This window comes from Escherichia sp. MOD1-EC5189 (genome assembly GCF_002966045.1).
GTDB classification, from domain to species: domain Bacteria; phylum Pseudomonadota; class Gammaproteobacteria; order Enterobacterales; family Enterobacteriaceae; genus Escherichia; species Escherichia coli_F.
The window spans coordinates 57,568-78,077 of sequence record NZ_PTRX01000014.1 but is presented as its reverse complement, the minus strand read 5'-3'; the positions used below and the strand labels follow the sequence as shown (position 1 = coordinate 78,077).

Below are 20,510 nucleotides of genomic sequence, written 5' to 3'. Positions count from 1 at the left end.
CAAATCGCTCATTCCCCAGGCCGGATAAGGCGCTCGCACCGCATCCGGCGACCAACGTCATGCTTCGTCTGGTTGCCAGCCTTCCGTATACCAGATATGCAACAGCGCATAAGAACGCCAGGGCTTCCAGCGTTCGGCATAACGGCGGATTTGTGCCGGTGTCATTCCCGGAAATCGCTGTTTAATCAGATAATCATCCGGCAGAAAAACATCTTTCGCCTGCCAGCCGCGCAAGGCGAAATAATTCGCAGTCCAGCGCCCGATACCCGGAAAAGTTTGCAGCGTTTTCATCGCTTGTTCTACGTCGCCCGGTATTGTCATTGGTAAGGTGCCCTCCAGCGCTGCATTTGCCAGATGAATCAGCGCCTCTGCCCGTTTCAACGGCATACCTAACGCTTTTAATGCCTGCGGGTCGACTGCCGCCAGCCGCTGAGGCGTGGGGAAGCAGACATACTCCGGAAAATCATCCAGCCGTTCGCCATAAAGCTGTGCCACTCTGGCGGTCAATTTTGCCGCCATCGCCACGCTCACCAGTTGGCCTAAAATCGCCCGCACGCCCTGCTCAAAAGCATCAACACAACCAGGTAAACGCAATCCTGGCCGCGCCGCGCCTAACTTTCCCAACGCACCGTTCACAATCTGCGGGTGACATTGCAGATCAAACAGGCAGCTCATTTTCGCCAGACACTCAGCGGCAACAGGTTCTAAACCTGCACTTAAATTTATGTGCAGAGTATGGCTGGCTATATCCGGAATAGCAGTCACCACGCCGCGATATTCGCCCACCGCCAGACTACGGGCATAATAATCGTCCGCAACCATTTCAACACCGCTCACCGCACGGGCGGCGAGAAATCCCAACATCCACGACCAGTCATATGGCGGCTGCCAGTTCAGGGTATACATCGCATCTCCTTGTTAATCCGCTTTCAGCATAAACGTTATTCAGACGCTACGCTTTGCTTTCATATTCCGGTTGTCGCGACGGCAACATTTCGCTAAAGTCACGCCCCTTCTTCACCGGCATGGGGATTATTTCGTGTTTATTGGTTTTGATTACGGTACAGCAAACTGTTCAGTGGCGGTCATGCGTGACGGTAAACCGCATTTGCTAAAAATGGAAAACGACAGCACGCTGCTGCCTTCAATGCTTTGCGCGCCAACGCGTGAAGCGGTAAGCGAATGGCTGTACCGCCATCATGATGTTCCGGCAGACGACAATGAAACGCAGGCGCTATTACGTCGGGCGATTCGTTATAACCGCGAAGAAGATATCGATATCACGGCGAAAAGCGTGCAGTTCGGTCTTTCCTCACTGGCGCAGTACATTGATGATCCGGAAGAAGTGTGGTTTGTGAAATCACCAAAATCGTTCCTCGGTGCCAGCGGCTTAAAACCGCAGCAGGTGGCGCTGTTTGAGGATCTGGTCTGCGCAATGATGCTGCATATTCGCCAACAGGCGCAGGCGCAATTGCCAGAAGCGATTACCCAGGCGGTGATTGGTCGCCCGATCAACTTCCAGGGGCTGGGCGGCGATGAAGCAAACGCCCAGGCACAAGGGATTCTGGAGCGCGCAGCGAAGCGTGCCGGGTTTAAGGATGTGGTATTCCAGTACGAGCCGGTGGCGGCTGGGCTGGATTACGAAGCCACCTTGCAGGAAGAAAAACGGGTGCTGGTGGTGGATATTGGTGGTGGTACGACTGACTGTTCTTTACTGCTAATGGGGCCACAGTGGCGTTCGCGCCTCGATCGTGAAGCCAGCCTGCTGGGTCATAGTGGTTGCCGTATTGGTGGTAACGATCTGGATATCGCGCTGGCGTTTAAAAACCTGATGCCGTTACTGGGCATGGGTGGCGAAACCGAAAAAGGCATCGCCCTGCCGATTCTGCCGTGGTGGAATGCGGTTGCCATCAACGATGTACCTGCGCAGAGTGATTTCTACAGTAGTGCTAACGGTCGTCTGCTTAACGACCTGGTACGCGACGCCCGCGAACCGGAGAAAGTGGCCCTGTTACAGAAAGTCTGGCGTCAGCGTTTAAGTTATCGGCTGGTACGCAGCGCGGAAGAGAGCAAAATCGCCCTTTCCAGCGCAGCGGAAACCCGCGCATCGCTGCCGTTTATCAGCGATGAACTGGCAACACTGATTAGCCAACAAGGACTGGAAAACGCCCTCAGTCAGCCGCTGGCGCGAATTCTGGAACAGGTGCAACTGGCGCTGGATAACGCCCAGGAAAAACCGGATGTCATCTATCTGACCGGCGGTAGCGCCCGATCGCCGCTGATTAAAAAAGCGCTGGCAGAACAGTTGCCGGGCATTCCGATTGCAGGCGGCGATGACTTTGGGTCGGTTACCGCCGGGCTGGCACGTTGGGCAGAAGTGGTGTTTCGTTAATTGAAAAATGGCTCAGCAGCGGCTTAAATCAGCCTGCGCCTGAGCCAGTTTTTCTGCCGCCTGACGTAGCGGCTCCATCAACGGCATGGTCCGTGCTGGAGCATGAAGGCGGAATCGCTGCAACTCTGTCGCACCGACAGTCAACGCCGATTCCAGCCGATGTCGTTTGGCGGTCATTTTCGCCATTACCGCTTGTCTGTCTGCTGGCGTTACCGCTTCATTCGGCCTGAACACAAAACGGCGTTCGCAACTCGCTTTCCAGTCGATAACCGCCTGTGTCAGATGATCACCAAACCCTTTCACTTGCTTAACACCACGACGGGTAACATCTGCTGCTGTTTCAATACCAAAAGACCGTAACGCCGCTTTACGCGCAGGGCCAACGCCGGGAATAGAGGCAACATCGATAAAAAATCCCTCCAGAAACTTCTGCTTCTGCCGTTCCCTTGCGGTGTCGTGAAGTGATGCCACCGCGCGCTTTTCTTCTTCCGGTAAAGCGAGAATTTCGTCATTCATTTTTTCGAGCATCGTCCGTTTGGCGATAAAACCTTCCAACCCGCCCAACTGTTGGATCTGGCTGACTAAATGGTCATAGTCCATTTTCGCACGATTAAATACCTCACGACGGTGCTGGACTTCTGCTTTGTAAGCTTTGCTTGTCAGACTGCCAATAATCCAGATAGCCGCCAGCACAGGCACCAAAATAATATAACGCGGTTCTGCCTGAAGACCGCAAAGCAACAGCGATAACGCTGACAGTGCGATCTCAATCAGAATAATGTATTCACGCCGTAACAGGCCTAAAGGAAGCGGCCTGCCAGCTGGTTGGAAATGAGCGGGTAATGGTAACTGTAGTGCTGGCGGTGCTACTGACGCCATCACCATCGCCCAGACTTTCGCCAGCACAAAATCACCGCCGGTGGTAATCACCTCTTCGCCAAGATCAATAAAATAGATAACGCCTTGATTATCCAGTGTACACCACGGGCAGTCGGTTAAATGACCAGGGTAAACATGCATTGCTGAAACGGTACATTTCTTTAATTGTTGGCGTAGAGAATCCAGTGCCGCAACCCACGCTTTTGCCGTCGGACGCCCGGTTGCCACGCCACTTTCCGTGAACGCCTGCTGAAACATGGCTGCAACATCACCCGGTAACATCGATAGCGGAATCGATCGTGGCGGCGGTTTTAAGCCACGTCTCTGATTGTCTGACGCGTAGGCATAACGGAAATGGGCAATATCCGTCTCCAGCGCATTACCCGCATCAGAGATAAGCGGTACACCGGAATAAGGATGCCGACCACCAAACAAGACGTGAAAAATCAGCAATGCAAGGCCAAAGTTATCGTGATTTTCTGTGCGTTCAAAGCCAACAAATGACGACAAGGTTTGCAGCTCTGGCGGCGTAAAATGCGACACGCCGACTTCGCATAAATGCAGTGTGCCATTGGCGTTAATCTGAAAGGAGTCACTATCGATCAACACCACTTTGCTGTCGCGACCTACCATAAAGCTGTTCTGGTTTACGTCACCCACGACGTGCCCGTGCTCATGAACCGTAGCAAAAGATGAAGCAATATTGCGCGCAACATAGAGGAGAAAATCCCACGCACAATGAGGGTAACTCTGGCGACGATGTGCCGGGCTATAGATCATATGAATCGGTTCTTTACCAGAAACTTTTGGCATCATAAAACCGATAACCTTCCCACCTCGTCCACTATGAAGCGTTGCTTGCGGCCAGGTGACATAATTCAGCAACTGCGCGTCAACTGTCGCAGCCATAAAGGCAAGTTTGTCCTGTTTTAAGGCGGGTGGCGGCGTGTGATAAATCTTGGCGACGCTATCGACAAACTCCTCGATATCATAAACCGCGCCTTCGCCACCTTTGCCCAGTTCACGCCCGAGAGTGGTCAATTCACCTGTCGATGTAAATACTTTTATATTTTTCTTCATAATGTTTCAAGGGCAGTCATATTATATTTCAATGAATAATAACACTGCCCATTATAATTATTTCCATATTGGAAGAGTCCCACTCAAGAATAAAAATGATAATGCAATTTCATCAGGATACAATTCAATTCCAACCTGATAATGATTCACTTCCACAGGTTTTTTGCTAACTTTTACTACACAGGGATTCTGGAGAAAAAATGAAAAAGATATTACTTATGTTGTGTCTGCTATTTTTTACTACCGCGGGCTTTAGTGAAGTTTCGGATACGTTAGTGACGGGAGGTTATGATAAAAAGGCGATGTCTGACGCGATTAAACATGCGCGGAAAGAAACCGATCAATTCATCGAAGTTATGAATAAAAAAGATGCTGATACTTTCGCAGTCAAAGCCCCGATAACCGATCGCGGAGAAACCGAGCATTTCTGGCTCACGGATGTGACTTATTCTAACGGCATGTTTATTGGTATAATAAGCAATGACCCTGGTATTGTTACAAACGTAGAATATGGCCAGGAGTGGAAAATCAAGAAAGAAGATATTTCAGACTGGATGTATACGCGCGGGGATAAAATTTACGGTGGTTATACCATTGATCCTTTATTGGTCACCTATCCAAAAGAAGAAGCCGACGAGCTAAGAGCAAAATTAGTTCGCTAGCCAGCCATTATATTGATTGCTTAAACTGGCGGTTGAACCGTTGTCTTCAACCGCCATGCGATGTTCATTCTGTCCACATAGCCAGTGCTAACGTTTTATCATCATCGGTACGCTCGTTTACCGCTGGGCTGGACAAAAACTGCTTTAACAATTCAGGTAATAAATCGAGTTGTTCCTGCGTTGCTGACGCCAGTCCATTGAAAAACGGGGTAAAGAAAGGCACATGCGGAGAATTATCCAGCATATTTAACGCCAGTCTCTGAATACCATCCGTAAATGCTGCAACTCTATGCGCACGCTCAGTGCTGGTGAAAGTTTCCAGTCTGGAAACGGCATCTTCATCGGTAATGAAATGCGTCATGTTGGCATATTCACCCACCATCGGCGTGAGCGGCAATTGCAAACCGTGCCCCAAATCTACCACCACGCCACCATCGCCAATCTGCATAATCAATGTGCCGTTAGGCGATGAAATCAGTCCCAGAAATGTGCAGGCAAAATCGCGAACCGCTAATTCTTTGGCCTCTGCCTCGGCAAAAAATCGCTGACGAATAGTCAGTACAATATCCGTTGCGAGGACATCATTAAGCCCCAATTCCCCACCCTGCACTTTTTGCGATATATAAGCCATCGCTTCATTGACGGCAAGCTTCGCACCTTCGCCTCCCTGCGAGACGCTGCCTGCGCCATCAGCGACAAATACCGACAATAATGGCTGCTGGTCTTCTAGCCAGGCAACCTGCATCTGGCAGGCATCCTGGCAAGACAAGTCAGCGCTGATGTGCGACGTTCCAACGGCTGATGCATAAACCAGACGCCAGCTCACACTGAGGTCCAGCCTTTTGGCGCTTCCAGTACAACTTCCGTTCCCGGCGTGGAGCGGGAAACCGAACGCAGCGAACTGGATAACCAGCTAAACAGTTCGCGGAATTGTAATCCTTGAAGAGGCAAAGGCTGACGAACGCTGATTTGGGCCAGCGTCTTCATATCCGCCCCCTGAACACCGATGGAAAAGAAGGCAAACTTCTTATCTTCTTCCCCCTGAAACACCTTGTTGGCAGCAGCCTGCCACTCATCGGTTGGTGCGCCATCGGTAATCAGGAAAATCCACGGACGATAATAGGAAATACCATTGGCGCGATACTCACGTTTGCGCTCCTCAACCATATTCAGGGCTTTGGTAATGGCGGCCCCCATTGGTGTATCGCCCTGGGCAAACAGGATGGGCGGGAAAAAATTAGCGGCGCTGGTAAATGGTTGTTCCACATGCACCGGGCCGAACGTCACAATACCGAGTTCCACTCTTTTTAAGGCCAGCGAATCGGCAAGCAGTTCATCGCGAAAGGTAACCAATCCGGCGTTAAGTTCATTAATAGGTCTACCACTCATCGAACCAGAAACATCCAACAGCAAAATGCAGGGGCAACGTGGTTCCGGGTTACTGGCAAAATCGCTGGTGGCAAACGTGATTTGTTCGCTCATAAGAAATCCTTTCTTAGAGAATTATTGAGGTCCGGTATCATACCGACTGCAATAATGAAATAAGAGCAGGCAAAGCAACTTTCAGAATTCGGCCCATAAGCGCAGAGGGTTTTGCTATTCGCCCCGCAAGAACGTGGACTTACAGATTGACAATAAGGGGGGAGTAACATAACTTCAGGAGTGAGGGTAGAGCGGGGTTTCCCCCGCCCTGGTAGTCTTAGTAAGCTGGCCAGCTAATAACTAAGAGCACCACGATGATGAGCAGCTTCATCATGACCCTTTCCTTATTTAAGGCCCCTTCCTCGGGAGGGGCTTTCCCGTTTCAGCGTCCCGCTGAAATCGTCGGCCTACCTCCTTTTGCCATGCAAGCAGTCTATCGCTAACTTGCAGATAAAATAGTTTCACATGTGATTATTGCGTAACGTCTCGCAAAGAATATTTGCTGGCAGGATCGCAGACTACAAAGCCTGCGGATTGACAATCTGATTGTGAAGGCATACTTTCAGGAGTGAGGGTAGAGCGGGGGTTCCCCCGCCCTGGTAGTCTTAGTAAGCCGGTAAGCTAATGACTAAGAGCACCACGATGATGAGTATCTTCATCATGACCCTTTCCTTATTTAAGGCCCCTTCCTCGGGAGGGGCTTTCCCGTTTCAGCGTCCCGCTGAAATCGTCGGCCTACCTCCTTTTGCCCTGAATGCAGTCTATCGCTAACGCGTAGATAAAATAGTTTCCTGTGTTATTACTGGATGCGTGCTCGCAAATGTGCCCGTCATTCAGACGATTCCCGACAGTGTTTCATAATTCCTCCATTTTTCTCCCTTATTGGCTGGCTACACTAGTATCATTCCGCGAAACGTTTCAGGAAGAGAAACTCTTAACGATGAAAGGCAGTTATAAATCCCGTTGGGTAATCGTAATCGTGGTGGTTATCGCCGCCATCGCCGCTTTCTGGTTCTGGCAAGGCCGCAATGAATCCCAGAGCGCAGCGCCAGGTGCGACGAAGCAAGCGCAGCAGTCGCCAGCCGGTGGCCGCCGTGGTATGCGTTCCGGCCCATTGGCCCCGGTTCAGGCAGCAACTGCCGTGGAACAGGCGGTTCCGCGTTACCTCACCGGGCTTGGTACGATTACCGCTGCTAACACCGTTACGGTGCGCAGTCGCGTAGATGGTCAACTGATGGCATTACATTTCCAGGAGGGTCAGCAGGTCAAAGCAGGCGATTTACTGGCAGAAATTGACCCCAGCCAGTTCAAAGTTGCATTAGCACAAGCTCAGGGGCAACTGGCAAAAGATAAAGCCACACTAGCCAACGCCCGCCGTGATTTAGCGCGTTATCAGCAACTGGCAAAAACCAATCTCGTCTCCCGTCAGGAGTTGGATGCCCAACAGGCGCTGGTCAGTGAAACCGAAGGCACCATTAAGGCTGATGAAGCAAGCGTCGCCAGCGCACAGCTGCAACTCGACTGGAGCCGCATCACCGCACCAGTCGATGGTCGCGTTGGTCTCAAGCAGGTTGATGTTGGTAACCAAATCTCCAGTGGTGATACCACCGGGATTGTGGTGATCACCCAGACGCATCCTATCGATTTGCTCTTTACCCTGCCGGAAAGCGATATCGCTACCGTAGTACAGGCGCAAAAAGCCGGAAAACCGCTGGTTGTTGAAGCCTGGGATCGCACCAACTCGAAGAAATTAAGTGAAGGCACGCTGTTAAGTCTCGATAACCAAATCGATGCCACTACCGGTACGATTAAAGTGAAAGCACGCTTTAATAATCAGGACGATACGCTGTTTCCCAATCAGTTTGTTAACGCGCGCATGTTAGTCGACACCGAACAAAATGCCGTTGTGATCCCCACCGCCGCCCTACAAATGGGCAACGAAGGCCATTTTGTCTGGGTGCTGAATAGCGAAAACAAAGTCAGCAAACATCTGGTGACGCCGGGCATTCAGGACAGTCAGAAAGTGGTGATCCGCGCAGGTATTTCTGCAGGCGACCGCGTAGTGACAGACGGCATTGATCGCCTGACTGAAGGAGCGAAAGTGGAAGTGGTGGAAGCTCAGAGCGCCACTGCACCGGAAGAGAAAGCCACCAGCCGCGAATACGCGAAAAAAGGAGCGCGTTCCTGATGCAGGTGTTACCTCCGAGCAGCACAGGCGGCCCGTCGCGCCTGTTTATTATGCGTCCTGTCGCCACCACGCTGCTGATGGTGGCGATCTTACTCGCCGGGATTATCGGTTATCGTGCCCTGCCCGTTTCGGCGCTGCCGGAAGTGGACTATCCGACCATTCAGGTGGTCACGCTCTACCCTGGCGCCAGCCCGGATGTCATGACCTCCGCCGTTACCGCACCGCTCGAACGCCAGTTCGGGCAGATGTCCGGCCTGAAACAGATGTCGTCGCAAAGTTCCGGCGGCGCGTCAGTTATCACTTTGCAGTTCCAGCTAACATTACCGCTGGATGTCGCCGAGCAGGAAGTGCAGGCCGCGATTAACGCCGCCACTAACCTGCTACCGAGCGATCTGCCTAACCCGCCGGTTTACAGCAAAGTGAACCCGGCAGATCCGCCGATCATGACGCTCGCCGTCACCTCAACCGCCATGCCGATGACGCAGGTAGAAGATATGGTGGAAACCCGCGTCGCGCAGAAAATCTCGCAGATTTCCGGCGTCGGCCTGGTGACGCTTTCCGGCGGTCAGCGTCCGGCTGTTCGCGTCAAACTTAACGCCCAGGCGATTGCCGCCCTCGGCCTGACCAGCGAAACCGTGCGCACCGCCATTACCGGCGCTAACGTTAACTCGGCTAAAGGTAGCCTCGACGGCCCTTCCCGCGCGGTCACCCTTTCCGCGAACGACCAGATGCAATCTGCGGATGAATATCGCCAGTTGATTATCGCCTACCAGAACGGCGCGCCGATTCGTCTTGGTGATGTCGCAACCGTTGAACAAGGCGCAGAAAACAGTTGGCTTGGCTCATGGGCGAACAAAGAACAGGCCATTGTGATGAATGTTCAGCGCCAGCCCGGTGCTAACATTATCTCTACCGCCGACAGCATTCGGCAGATGCTGCCACAGCTTACCGAGAGTCTGCCGAAATCGGTGAAGGTGACGGTACTTTCTGACCGTACCACCAATATCCGCGCATCGGTCGACGATACCCAGTTTGAACTGATGATGGCTATCGCGCTGGTAGTCATGATTATCTACCTGTTTCTGCGCAATATTCCGGCGACCATCATTCCTGGCGTCGCGGTGCCGCTGTCGTTAATCGGCACCTTCGCGGTCATGGTGTTTCTCGATTTTTCGATCAATAACCTGACGCTGATGGCGTTAACCATCGCCACCGGATTCGTTGTCGACGACGCCATCGTGGTGATCGAAAACATTTCCCGCTATATCGAAAAAGGCGAAAAACCACTGGCAGCGGCGCTCAAGGGCGCAGGTGAAATCGGTTTTACCATTATCTCACTGACTTTCTCTCTGATTGCAGTGCTGATCCCGCTGCTGTTTATGGGCGATATCGTCGGGCGACTGTTCCGCGAATTTGCCATTACCCTGGCGGTAGCGATTTTGATCTCAGCCGTGGTGTCGCTGACCCTGACACCGATGATGTGCGCGCGGATGCTCAGCCAGGAGTCGCTGCGTAAACAGAACCGCTTCTCCCGGGCCTCGGAAAAAATGTTCGACAGGATAATTGCCGCCTATGGTCGTGGACTTACGAAAGTGCTGAATCATCCGTGGCTGACCTTAAGCGTGGCGCTCAGCACGCTGCTGCTGAGCGTTCTATTGTGGGTGTTCATTCCGAAAGGTTTCTTCCCGGTACAGGACAACGGCATTATTCAGGGCACCTTGCAGGCACCGCAATCCAGCTCCTTTGCCAATATGGCCCAGCGGCAACGCCAGGTCGCGGATGTGATTTTGCAGGATCCGGCAGTGCAAAGCCTGACCTCATTTGTTGGCGTTGATGGCACTAACCCGTCGCTGAACAGTGCGCGTTTACAGATCAACCTCAAACCGTTGGATGAACGTGATGATCGGGTGCAAAAAGTCATCGCCCGTTTGCAAACGGCGGTCGATAAAGTGCCGGGCGTCGATCTCTTCCTGCAACCAACGCAGGATCTGACTATTGATACTCAGGTCAGCCGCACCCAGTACCAGTTTACCTTGCAGGCCACGTCACTGGATGCGCTCAGTACCTGGGTGCCACAGTTGATGGAAAAACTCCAGCAGTTGCCACAGCTTTCAGATGTCTCCAGCGACTGGCAGGACAAAGGGCTGGTGGCGTATGTCAATGTTGATCGCGACAGCGCCAGCCGTCTGGGGATCAGCATGGCGGACGTCGATAACGCCCTGTACAACGCGTTTGGTCAGCGGCTGATTTCCACTATTTATACTCAGGCCAACCAGTATCGCGTGGTGCTGGAGCACAATACCGAAAATACCCCAGGGCTTGCGGCGCTGGATACCATTCGCCTGACCAGCAGCGACGGTGGCGTGGTGCCGCTAAGCTCAATTGCCAAAATTGAGCAGCGTTTTGCGCCGCTCTCCATCAACCACCTGGATCAGTTCCCGGTAACGACGATCTCCTTTAACGTGCCGGATAACTATTCGCTCGGCGATGCGGTGCAGGCGATTATGGACACCGAAAAGACGCTGAATCTGCCGGTGGATATCACCACGCAGTTCCAGGGCAGCACCCTCGCCTTCCAGTCGGCGCTGGGCAGCACTGTCTGGCTGATTGTCGCGGCGGTGGTGGCGATGTACATCGTGCTCGGCATTCTGTACGAGAGCTTTATTCACCCGATCACCATTCTCTCGACGTTGCCAACGGCAGGTGTTGGCGCACTGCTGGCGTTGCTGATTGCCGGTAGCGAACTGGATGTGATCGCAATCATCGGCATTATTTTGCTGATCGGTATTGTGAAGAAAAACGCCATCATGATGATCGACTTCGCGCTGGCTGCCGAGCGCGAGCAAGGCATGTCGCCGCGCGATGCAATTTACCAGGCCTGTTTGCTGCGTTTTCGTCCGATCCTGATGACCACTCTGGCGGCACTGCTTGGCGCGCTGCCGCTGATGTTGAGCACCGGAGTCGGCGCGGAACTACGTCGTCCGTTAGGCATCGGCATGGTCGGCGGCCTGATTGTTAGCCAGGTGCTGACGCTGTTCACCACGCCGGTGATTTATCTGCTGTTCGACCGCCTGGCATTGTGGACCAAAAGCCGCTTTGCTCGCCATGAAGAGGAGGCGTAAGTGAAGTTTTTTGCCCTCTTCATTTACCGTCCGGTGGCGACGATTTTACTGTCGGTTGCCATTACCCTGTGCGGCATACTGGGCTTCCGTATGCTGCCGGTCGCCCCGCTGCCACAGGTCGATTTTCCGGTGATTATGGTCAGCGCCTCGCTGCCCGGTGCATCGCCGGAGACAATGGCGTCTTCCGTTGCCACACCGCTGGAGCGCTCACTTGGGCGCATTGCCGGGGTCAGTGAAATGACCTCCAGTAGTTCGCTCGGCAGCACGCGCATTATTTTGCAGTTTGATTTTGACCGGGATATCAACGGCGCGGCGCGCGATGTGCAGGCGGCGATCAACGCCGCGCAAAGTTTGCTGCCCAGCGGAATGCCCAGCCGTCCGACCTATCGCAAAGCGAATCCTTCGGATGCGCCAATTATGATCCTGACGCTGACATCCGATACTTATTCGCAGGGTGAACTGTACGATTTCGCCTCGACGCAACTGGCTCCGACAATTTCGCAAATCGACGGTGTCGGTGATGTCGATGTCGGCGGCAGCTCGTTGCCCGCTGTGCGCGTTGGGCTGAACCCGCAGGCGCTGTTTAATCAGGGCGTGTCGCTGGACGACGTACGCACTGCCATCAGCAATGCCAACGTGCGTAAACCGCAGGGCGCGCTGGAAGATGGCACTCACCGCTGGCAGATCCAGACTAACGATGAACTAAAAACCGCCGCTGAATATCAGCCGCTGATTATTCATTACAACAACGGCGGCGCGGTTCGTCTGGGCGATGTAGCGACGGTGACCGACTCAGTGCAGGATGTGCGCAACGCCGGGATGACCAACGCCAAACCGGCTATTTTGCTGATGATCCGCAAGCTGCCGGAAGCCAATATTATCCAGACGGTTGACAGCATCCGGGCAAAATTACCGGAGTTGCAGGAGACCATTCCGGCGGCGATTGATCTGCAAATTGCCCAGGATCGCTCCCCCACCATTCGCGCCTCGCTGGAGGAAGTCGAGCAAACGCTGATTATCTCGGTGGCACTGGTGATTCTGGTGGTCTTTTTATTCCTGCGCTCGGGTCGCGCCACTATTATTCCCGCCGTTGCGGTGCCAGTTTCGCTGATTGGTACGTTTGCCGCGATGTATCTGTGTGGTTTCAGTCTCAATAATCTTTCGTTAATGGCGCTGACCATCGCTACTGGTTTCGTGGTGGATGACGCCATCGTGGTGCTGGAAAACATTGCCCGTCATCTGGAAGCGGGAATGAAACCGTTGCAAGCCGCACTGCAAGGTACCCGCGAAGTCGGCTTTACAGTGCTGTCGATGAGTCTGTCACTGGTGGCGGTGTTCCTGCCGCTGCTGCTGATGGGCGGATTGCCAGGACGCCTGTTACGCGAGTTTGCCGTGACGCTTTCTGTCGCCATTGGTATTTCGTTGCTGGTTTCCCTGACGCTAACGCCAATGATGTGCGGCTGGATGCTGAAAGCCAGCAAGCCGCGCGAGCAAAAGCGACTGCGTGGATTTGGTCGCATGTTGGTTGCTCTGCAACAAGGCTACGGCAAGTCGCTGAAATGGGTGCTCAATCATACCCGTCTGGTGGGCGTAGTGCTGCTTGGCACCATTGCGCTGAATATCTGGCTGTATATCTCGATCCCGAAAACCTTCTTCCCGGAGCAGGACACTGGTGTACTGATGGGCGGGATACAGGCGGATCAGAGTATTTCGTTTCAGGCGATGCGCGGCAAATTGCAGGATTTCATGAAAATTATCCGTGACGATCCGGCAGTGGATAATGTCACCGGCTTTACCGGTGGCTCGCGGGTGAACAGTGGGATGATGTTTATCACCCTCAAGACACGCGACGAACGCAGCGAAACGGCGCAGCAAATTATCGACCGTTTGCGGGTGAAGCTGGCGAAAGAACCGGGGGCGAATCTGTTCCTGATGGCAGTGCAGGATATTCGCGTTGGCGGACGTCAGTCGAACGCCAGTTACCAGTATACGTTGCTGTCCGACGACCTGGCGGCGCTGCGCGAATGGGAGCCGAAAATCCGCAAAAAACTGGCAACGTTACCGGAACTGGCGGACGTGAATTCCGACCAGCAGGATAACGGCGCGGAGATGAATCTGGTTTACGACCGCGACACTATGGCACGACTGGGAATCGACGTGCAGGCCGCCAACAGCCTGTTGAATAACGCCTTCGGGCAGCGGCAAATCTCGACCATTTACCAGCCCATGAACCAGTATAAAGTGGTGATGGAAGTGGATCCGCGCTATACCCAGGACATCAGTGCACTGGAAAAAATGTTCGTCATTAATAACGAAGGAAAAGCGATCCCGCTGTCATATTTCGCTAAATGGCAACCGGCGAATGCCCCGCTGTCGGTGAATCATCAGGGATTATCGGCGGCCTCGACCATCTCGTTCAACTTGCCGACCGGAAAATCGCTCTCGGACGCCAGTGCGGCGATTGACCGCGCAATGACCCAGCTTGGTGTGCCTTCGACGGTGCGCGGCAGTTTTGCCGGAACAGCGCAGGTGTTCCAGGAGACGATGAACTCGCAGGTGATCCTGATTATCGCAGCCATCGCCACGGTGTATATCGTGCTGGGTATCCTTTACGAGAGTTACGTGCATCCACTGACGATTCTCTCTACCCTGCCCTCGGCGGGCGTTGGGGCGCTGCTGGCGCTGGAGCTATTCAATGCCCCGTTCAGCCTAATCGCCCTGATAGGGATCATGCTATTAATCGGCATCGTGAAGAAAAACGCTATTATGATGGTCGATTTTGCGCTCGAAGCCCAACGGCACGGTAACCTGACGCCGCAGGAAGCTATTTTCCAGGCCTGTCTGCTGCGTTTTCGCCCGATTATGATGACTACCCTGGCGGCGCTGTTTGGTGCGCTGCCGTTGGTATTGTCGGGCGGTGACGGCTCGGAGCTGCGCCAACCCCTGGGGATCACCATTGTCGGCGGTCTGGTAATGAGCCAGCTTCTGACGCTGTATACCACGCCAGTGGTGTATCTCTTTTTTGACCGTCTGCGGCTGCGTTTTTCGCGTAAACCTAAACAAACGGTAACCGAGTAAATGACAGATCTTCCCGACAGCACCCGCTGGCAATTGTGGATTGTGGCTTTCGGCTTCTTTATGCAGTCGCTGGACACCACCATCGTTAACACCGCGCTTCCCTCAATGGCGCAAAGCCTCGGGGAAAGCCCGCTGCATATGCACATGGTCATCGTATCTTATGTGCTGACCGTGGCGGTGATGCTGCCCGCCAGCGGCTGGCTGGCGGACAAAGTCGGCGTACGCAATATCTTCTTTACCGCCATCGTGCTGTTTACCCTCGGTTCGCTGTTTTGCGCGCTTTCCGGCACGCTAAACGAACTGTTGCTGGCACGCGCGTTACAGGGCGTTGGCGGCGCGATGATGGTGCCGGTCGGCAGGTTGACGGTGATGAAAATTGTACCGCGCGAGCAATATATGGCGGCGATGACCTTTGTTACGCTGCCCGGGCAAGTCGGTCCGCTGCTTGGTCCGGCGCTCGGCGGCCTGCTGGTGGAATACGCGTCCTGGCACTGGATCTTTTTGATCAACATTCCGGTAGGGATTATCGGTGCGATCGCCACGCTGATGTTAATGTCAAACTACACCATGCAGACGCGGCGTTTCGATCTCTCCGGTTTTTTATTGCTGGCGGTCGGCATGGCGGTATTAACGCTGGCGCTGGATGGCAGTAAAGGCACGGGACTTTCACCGCTGGCGATTGCCGGACTGGCAGCGATTGGCGTGGTGGCACTGGTGCTTTATCTGCTGCACGCCAGAAATAACAACCGCGCCCTGTTCAGCCTGAAACTGTTCCGCACCCGTACCTTTTCGCTGGGCCTGGCGGGGAGCTTTGCCGGACGTATCGGCAGTGGCATGTTGCCCTTTATGACACCGGTTTTCTTACAGATTGGCCTCGGTTTCTCGCCGTTCCATGCCGGACTGATGATGATCCCGATGGTGCTCGGCAGCATGGGAATGAAGCGAATTGTAGTGCAGGTGGTGAATCGCTTTGGCTACCGTCGGGTACTGGTGGCGACCACGCTGGGCCTGTCGCTGGTCACCCTGCTGTTTATGACTACCGCGCTGCTGGGCTGGTACTACATTTTGCCGTTCGTCCTGTTTTTACAAGGGATGGTCAACTCGACGCGTTTCTCCTCCATGAACACCCTGACGCTGAAAGATCTCCCAGACAATCTGGCGAGCAGCGGCAACAGCCTGCTGTCGATGATTATGCAATTGTCGATGAGTATCGGCGTCACTATCGCCGGGCTGTTGCTGGGACTTTTTGGTTCACAGCATGTCAGCGTCGACAGCGGCACCACACAAACCGTCTTTATGTACACCTGGCTTAGCATGGCGTTTATCATCGCCCTTCCGGCGTTCATCTTTGCCAGAGTGCCGAACGATACGCATCAAAATGTCGCTATTTCGCGGCGAAAAAGGAGCGCGCAATGAAGTTCTGGCGACCCGGTATTACCGGCAAACTGTTTCTGGCGATTTTCACCACCTGCATTGTCTTATTGATCACGATGCACTGGGCGGTACGTATCAGTTTTGAGCGCGGCTTTATCGATTACATCAAGCATGGTAATGAACAACGGCTGCAAATGCTCGGCGATGCGCTTGGTGAGCAGTACGCCCAGCACGGGAACTGGCGCTTCCTGCGTAATAACGATCGCTTTGTATTTCAGATCCTACGTTCGCTGGAGCATGATAACAACGAAGATAAGCCCGGCCCCGGTATGCCGCCACACGGTTGGCGCACGCAATTCTGGGTGGTTGATCAAAACAACAAAGTGCTGGTTGGCCCGCGAGCACCGATTCCACCAGACGGCACACGGCGGCCCATTATGGTCAATGGGGCGGAAGTGGGTGCGGTGATCGCCTCCCCTGTTGAACGACTGACCCGCAATACCGATATCAATTTTGACAGACAACAGAGGCAAACCAGTTGGCTGATTGTCGCTTTATCTACCTTGTTAGCGGCGCTGGCGACATTCCCACTGGCGCGCGGTTTGCTGGCTCCGGTCAAACGACTGGTGGACGGTACACACAAACTGGCAGCGGGCGATTTCACTACTCGCGTGACGCCCACCAGTGAAGATGAATTGGGCAAACTGGCGCAAGACTTCAACCAGCTCGCCAGCACCCTGGAGAAAAACCAACAGATGCGCCGCGATTTTATGGCCGATATCTCCCACGAGCTGCGCACGCCTTTAGCGGTACTGCGCGGCGAACTGGAAGCTATTCAGGATGGCGTGCGTAAATTCACGCCGGAGACGGTGGCTTCTTTACAGGCAGAGGTCGGTACACTGACCAAACTGGTGGATGATCTTCATCAATTGTCGATGTCTGATGAAGGCGCTCTCGCCTACCAGAAATCGTCGGTGGATCTGATCCCGCTACTGGAAGTCGCGGGTGGCGCATTTCGTGAGCGTTTCGCCAGCCGCGGGCTGAAACTGAAATTTTCCCTGCCAGACAGCATTACCGTATTTGGCGATCGCGATCGTTTAATGCAGTTGTTCAATAACTTACTGGAAAACAGCCTGCGCTATACCGACAGCGGCGGCAGCCTGCATATCTCTGCCGAGCAACATGACAAAACGGTGCGCCTGACCTTTGCCGACAGTGCACCGGGCGTTAGTGACGATCAACTGCAAAAATTGTTTGAGCGTTTTTATCGCACCGAAGGTTCCCGCAACCGTGCCAGCGGCGGTTCCGGCCTGGGACTGGCGATTTGTCTTAACATTGTTGAAGCACATAATGGTCGCATTGTTGCCGCTCATTCGCCTTTTGGCGGGGTAAGCATTACAGTAGAGTTACCGCTGGAACGGGATTTACAGAGAGAAGTATGACCGAGTTACCAATCGACGAAAACACGCCACGTATTTTGATCGTGGAAGATGAACCGAAGCTGGGGCAGTTGCTTATTGATTATCTGCGTGCTGCGAGCTATGCGCCGACGCTTATCAGCCACGGCGATCAGGTACTGCCATATGTGCGCCAGACACCACCGGATCTGATCCTGTTGGATCTGATGCTCCCTGGCACCGATGGCCTGACGTTGTGTCGGGAAATTCGTCGTTTTTCTGACATTCCGATCGTAATGGTGACAGCAAAAATCGAAGAGATCGACCGCCTGCTCGGTCTGGAGATTGGCGCAGATGATTATATCTGTAAGCCGTACAGTCCACGGGAAGTGGTAGCACGCGTCAAAACCATTTTGCGCCGTTGCAAACCGCAGCGTGAGTTGCAGCAACAGGATGCTGAAAGCCCGTTGATTATCGACGAAGGTCGTTTTCAGGCTTCATGGCGCGGTAAAATGCTTGACCTGACGCCTGCGGAATTTCGCCTGCTGAAAACGCTCTCTCATGAACCGGGAAAAGTATTCTCCCGTGAGCAGTTGTTGAACCACCTTTATGACGACTACCGCGTAGTAACTGACCGCACCATCGACAGCCACATTAAAAACCTGCGCCGCAAGCTGGAAGCACTGGACGAAGAGCAGTCTTTTATCCGCGCCGTCTACGGTGTCGGTTATCGCTGGGAAGCCGACGCCTGCCGCATCGTTTAACATTTTTACCTGCCGGAGAAGGCATTCACGCCACATCCGGCAGCATTATCCCGCGCATTGTCGGCTATCTGACATTATCTCTCCGCCCTGGCAAGCACCTGAAAATCGCTCATACTTTAATCGGCAAACAGTCCTTTTAGATGCTGTTTTCGATACGCAATTTCAATCAAGGAGTCATTATGGCTGGTTGGTTTGAACTCAGTAGGAGCAGTGATAATCAATTCCGGTTTGTGCTAAAAGCGGGCAATGGTGAGACTATCCTCACCAGCGAGCTGTATACCTCAAAAGCCTCTGCGGAAAAGGGCATCGCGTCAGTGCGTAGCAACAGCCCACAAGAAGAACGCTATGAGAAAAAAACAGCAAGCAACGGCAAATTCTATTTCAATCTGAAAGCCGCCAATCATCAAATTATCGGCTCCAGCCAGATGTACGCCACCGCGCAATCTCGTGAAACCGGAATTGCCTCCGTTAAAGCCAATGGCACAAGCCAGACGGTGAAAGACAATACGTAATTACGATGCCGGGCGTAGGTTGTTGGCGTCCGGCTTTATTTTCTCTCATCACAGAGTTACTATCCCTCAGGAAATTATTAATCATGAAATGAGTTTTCTCCTCATAACTGATAAGGAAAATTATGCTCAAAGGATTGCGTACATTATTTACACGCAGGGTTTTGTTTAACGTCGAAATGAATAATTCTGTTGACTGTGAATTATTTCTTATCCAGCAACAACTCCAGTCGATGATAGCCGATCCAGGCAATTATATAGCGCATGATTGTGATCTCAACGATACTATGGTTCTTTGCCAGCTTACCCATCACCACAATGGATATATACGAGAAAAGGCCGTGCAATGTCTGGGACAAAAAGAGGATGTTGCAGCTATAGAAGAATTATTACTTGCAGCTAATGACTGGGTAAAAGAGGTTCGCCTTGCTGCAACCATAGCGTTACGTCATTTAAAGAAGGATAAGAATGCAGCGGCATTTGCCGTTAATCTTCCCTTGATACGTAACCTTCTCCAATGCCAGCGTTACGATCACCGTGCATTTGTAGACGAGATACTTAGATTTTTATTGACAGAAAATAGCCGTCCACAATTAACGTGTTGGCTTACTTGCCCTGATAAAAAACTCTCCCGCGCAGTATTACAAACGCTGATTGAATATGGCTACTTTAATGATGAATCTTCGCTGCTTTTAATACTCAAGCAGCCCGACGAAGGTTTACGAATGCTGGCGGTCACCCACTGGCTGCGTCAACAATTACCGTTAAGCGAAGCGGTATTAACTCGTCTGTTAAAAGACCGCTGGCCGCGTATTCGACAAGCAACGTTGTTTAGCCTTACTGACCGAGCTATAGAAATTCCTCCGGCGTTGTACAGCGCATTACTGCTGGATAACAATATGTTGATCCGTCTACGCGCTAAAAACATGCTTAATGACGTCATGGATGTTGTGCAATTCTGGCATCATGTTGTCACCTCGACTGAATATACTCCCTCACAGCGCCGGGCAGCTTTATACGGGCTGGACTCCATTCATGATGCCAATATTTTAAAACTGGCAGAATGGGGATTATCACAGGATGTATTCCCACTGCGATTAGCCGCTATGTATATTCTTGCGAAAGCCAATCCTGATGGTGGTGTCAAAGGGATTATTCTGACCACACTGGCTAACCCGGACGCCTCCGGGCTTCGATTTATGGTTAACATCTGTGTATGGTGTCGAGTTCCGCTCACGTTCGAGGAAATACGTCAGTTGCTGGAAAACGCACCGTCAGTTAAACATGCTTGCGCATATTGTCGGCTGTATCATAACTTGAACAAATGGGCCTGTTTAATTCTTCTTCTGCAATCGCAACACAAGCTAACTGAAGAATTTGCAGGTAAACAGCTCGCGATATGGCAACGCAATTTCAATCTTTCGGGCATTCAACCAAATGCTCCTCAGCGTCAGCAACTTCAGGCGCTTTTTACCTGCAATCCGGAACTTCACAACAAGTTATGGGGTTATATTCCCTTTCTTTAACACCAAATTAAGGTCAACTGATAACAATTGAACCTGACGACTATCGGAATCAAAACGAAATAAATGCGCTCAGTCTTTCCCTTAACATTGTCACTGGAGTCAACCCCACCGATTGCG

16 protein-coding genes are annotated in these 20,510 nt (G+C 52.7%); 10 read left to right on the top strand and 6 right to left on the bottom strand.

The window, feature by feature from the left end:
- Positions 1-57: 57 nt before the first annotated feature.
- Entirely contained in the window at positions 58-906 is an 849-nt protein-coding gene (gene alkA / locus ATB02_RS14050; RefSeq protein WP_105271767.1) for a DNA-3-methyladenine glycosylase 2, read from the bottom strand.
- A 133-nt stretch (positions 907-1,039) separates the two neighbouring features.
- On the opposite strand from alkA, the gene yegD reads away from it, so the two are divergent.
- The gene (yegD, locus tag ATB02_RS14045) at positions 1,040-2,392 is read left to right on the top strand and encodes a molecular chaperone (protein ID WP_105271766.1); all 1,353 of its coding nucleotides are present in this window, start codon (positions 1,040-1,042) and stop codon (positions 2,390-2,392) included.
- 12 nt (positions 2,393-2,404) lie between these two features.
- On the opposite strand, the gene yegI is transcribed toward yegD, so the two are convergent.
- A complete protein-coding gene (gene yegI / locus ATB02_RS14040) occupies positions 2,405-4,351 on the bottom strand; it encodes a protein kinase YegI (protein ID WP_105271765.1) in 1,947 nt (648 codons plus the stop codon).
- A gap of 200 nt (positions 4,352-4,551) precedes the next feature.
- Here yegI and ATB02_RS14035 point away from each other — a divergent pair, with 200 nt between their 5' ends.
- Complete coding sequence (locus ATB02_RS14035; protein ID WP_032184543.1) at positions 4,552-5,013, top strand: YegJ family protein; 462 nt, start codon at positions 4,552-4,554, stop codon at positions 5,011-5,013.
- A 64-nt stretch (positions 5,014-5,077) separates the two neighbouring features.
- On the opposite strand, the gene ATB02_RS14030 is transcribed toward ATB02_RS14035, so the two are convergent.
- The 4 genes from ATB02_RS14030 to ATB02_RS14015 form a co-directional block, all read right to left on the bottom strand.
- Positions 5,078-5,839, bottom strand: a complete 762-nt coding sequence (locus tag ATB02_RS14030; protein WP_105271764.1) for a PP2C family serine/threonine-protein phosphatase — start codon at positions 5,837-5,839, stop codon at positions 5,078-5,080.
- Positions 5,836-6,495 carry a vWA domain-containing protein gene (locus ATB02_RS14025; RefSeq protein ID WP_000003194.1) on the bottom strand — a complete coding sequence of 220 codons (660 nt, stop codon included), beginning with the start codon at positions 6,493-6,495 and terminating at the stop codon, positions 5,836-5,838. Before ATB02_RS14025 ends, ATB02_RS14030 begins: the two co-directional genes overlap by 4 nt.
- Positions 6,496-6,712: 217 nt before the next feature.
- Positions 6,713-6,769 (bottom strand): type I toxin-antitoxin system Ibs family toxin, encoded by a 57-nt coding sequence (locus tag ATB02_RS14020; RefSeq protein ID WP_100249772.1) that lies wholly within the window; start codon positions 6,767-6,769, stop codon positions 6,713-6,715.
- Positions 6,770-7,040: 271 nt separating this feature from the next.
- Entirely contained in the window at positions 7,041-7,097 is a 57-nt protein-coding gene (locus ATB02_RS14015) for a type I toxin-antitoxin system Ibs family toxin (protein ID WP_100733667.1), read from the bottom strand.
- A gap of 278 nt (positions 7,098-7,375) precedes the next feature.
- On the opposite strand from ATB02_RS14015, the gene mdtA reads away from it, so the two are divergent.
- The 8 genes from mdtA (at position 7,376) to ATB02_RS13975 (ending at position 20,393) form a co-directional block, all read left to right on the top strand.
- Positions 7,376-8,623: a multidrug efflux RND transporter subunit MdtA gene (gene mdtA / locus ATB02_RS14010; protein ID WP_105271763.1), complete on the top strand. Its 1,248-nt coding sequence runs from the start codon at positions 7,376-7,378 to the stop codon at positions 8,621-8,623.
- A complete protein-coding gene (gene mdtB, locus ATB02_RS14005) occupies positions 8,623-11,745 on the top strand; it encodes a multidrug efflux RND transporter permease subunit MdtB (protein WP_105271762.1) in 3,123 nt (1,040 codons plus the stop codon). Before mdtA ends, mdtB begins: the two co-directional genes overlap by 1 nt.
- A complete protein-coding gene (gene mdtC, locus ATB02_RS14000) occupies positions 11,746-14,823 on the top strand; it encodes a multidrug efflux RND transporter permease subunit MdtC (RefSeq protein ID WP_105271761.1) in 3,078 nt (1,025 codons plus the stop codon).
- A complete protein-coding gene (gene mdtD, locus ATB02_RS13995; RefSeq protein ID WP_105271760.1) occupies positions 14,824-16,239 on the top strand; it encodes an MFS transporter in 1,416 nt (471 codons plus the stop codon).
- Complete coding sequence (baeS, locus tag ATB02_RS13990; protein WP_105271759.1) at positions 16,236-17,639, top strand: envelope stress sensor histidine kinase BaeS; 1,404 nt, start codon at positions 16,236-16,238, stop codon at positions 17,637-17,639. The genes mdtD and baeS overlap by 4 nt, the downstream gene beginning before the upstream one ends.
- Entirely contained in the window at positions 17,636-18,358 is a 723-nt protein-coding gene (baeR, locus tag ATB02_RS13985; RefSeq protein ID WP_000137876.1) for an envelope stress response regulator BaeR, read from the top strand. Before baeS ends, baeR begins: the two co-directional genes overlap by 4 nt.
- Positions 18,359-18,537: 179 nt before the next feature.
- Positions 18,538-18,870, top strand: coding sequence for a YegP family protein (locus tag ATB02_RS13980; protein ID WP_001364219.1), 333 nt, complete (start codon positions 18,538-18,540; stop codon positions 18,868-18,870).
- Positions 18,871-18,992: 122 nt separating this feature from the next.
- Complete coding sequence (locus ATB02_RS13975) at positions 18,993-20,393, top strand: HEAT repeat domain-containing protein (RefSeq protein WP_105271758.1); 1,401 nt, start codon at positions 18,993-18,995, stop codon at positions 20,391-20,393.
- Positions 20,394-20,510: the final 117 nt, after the last annotated feature.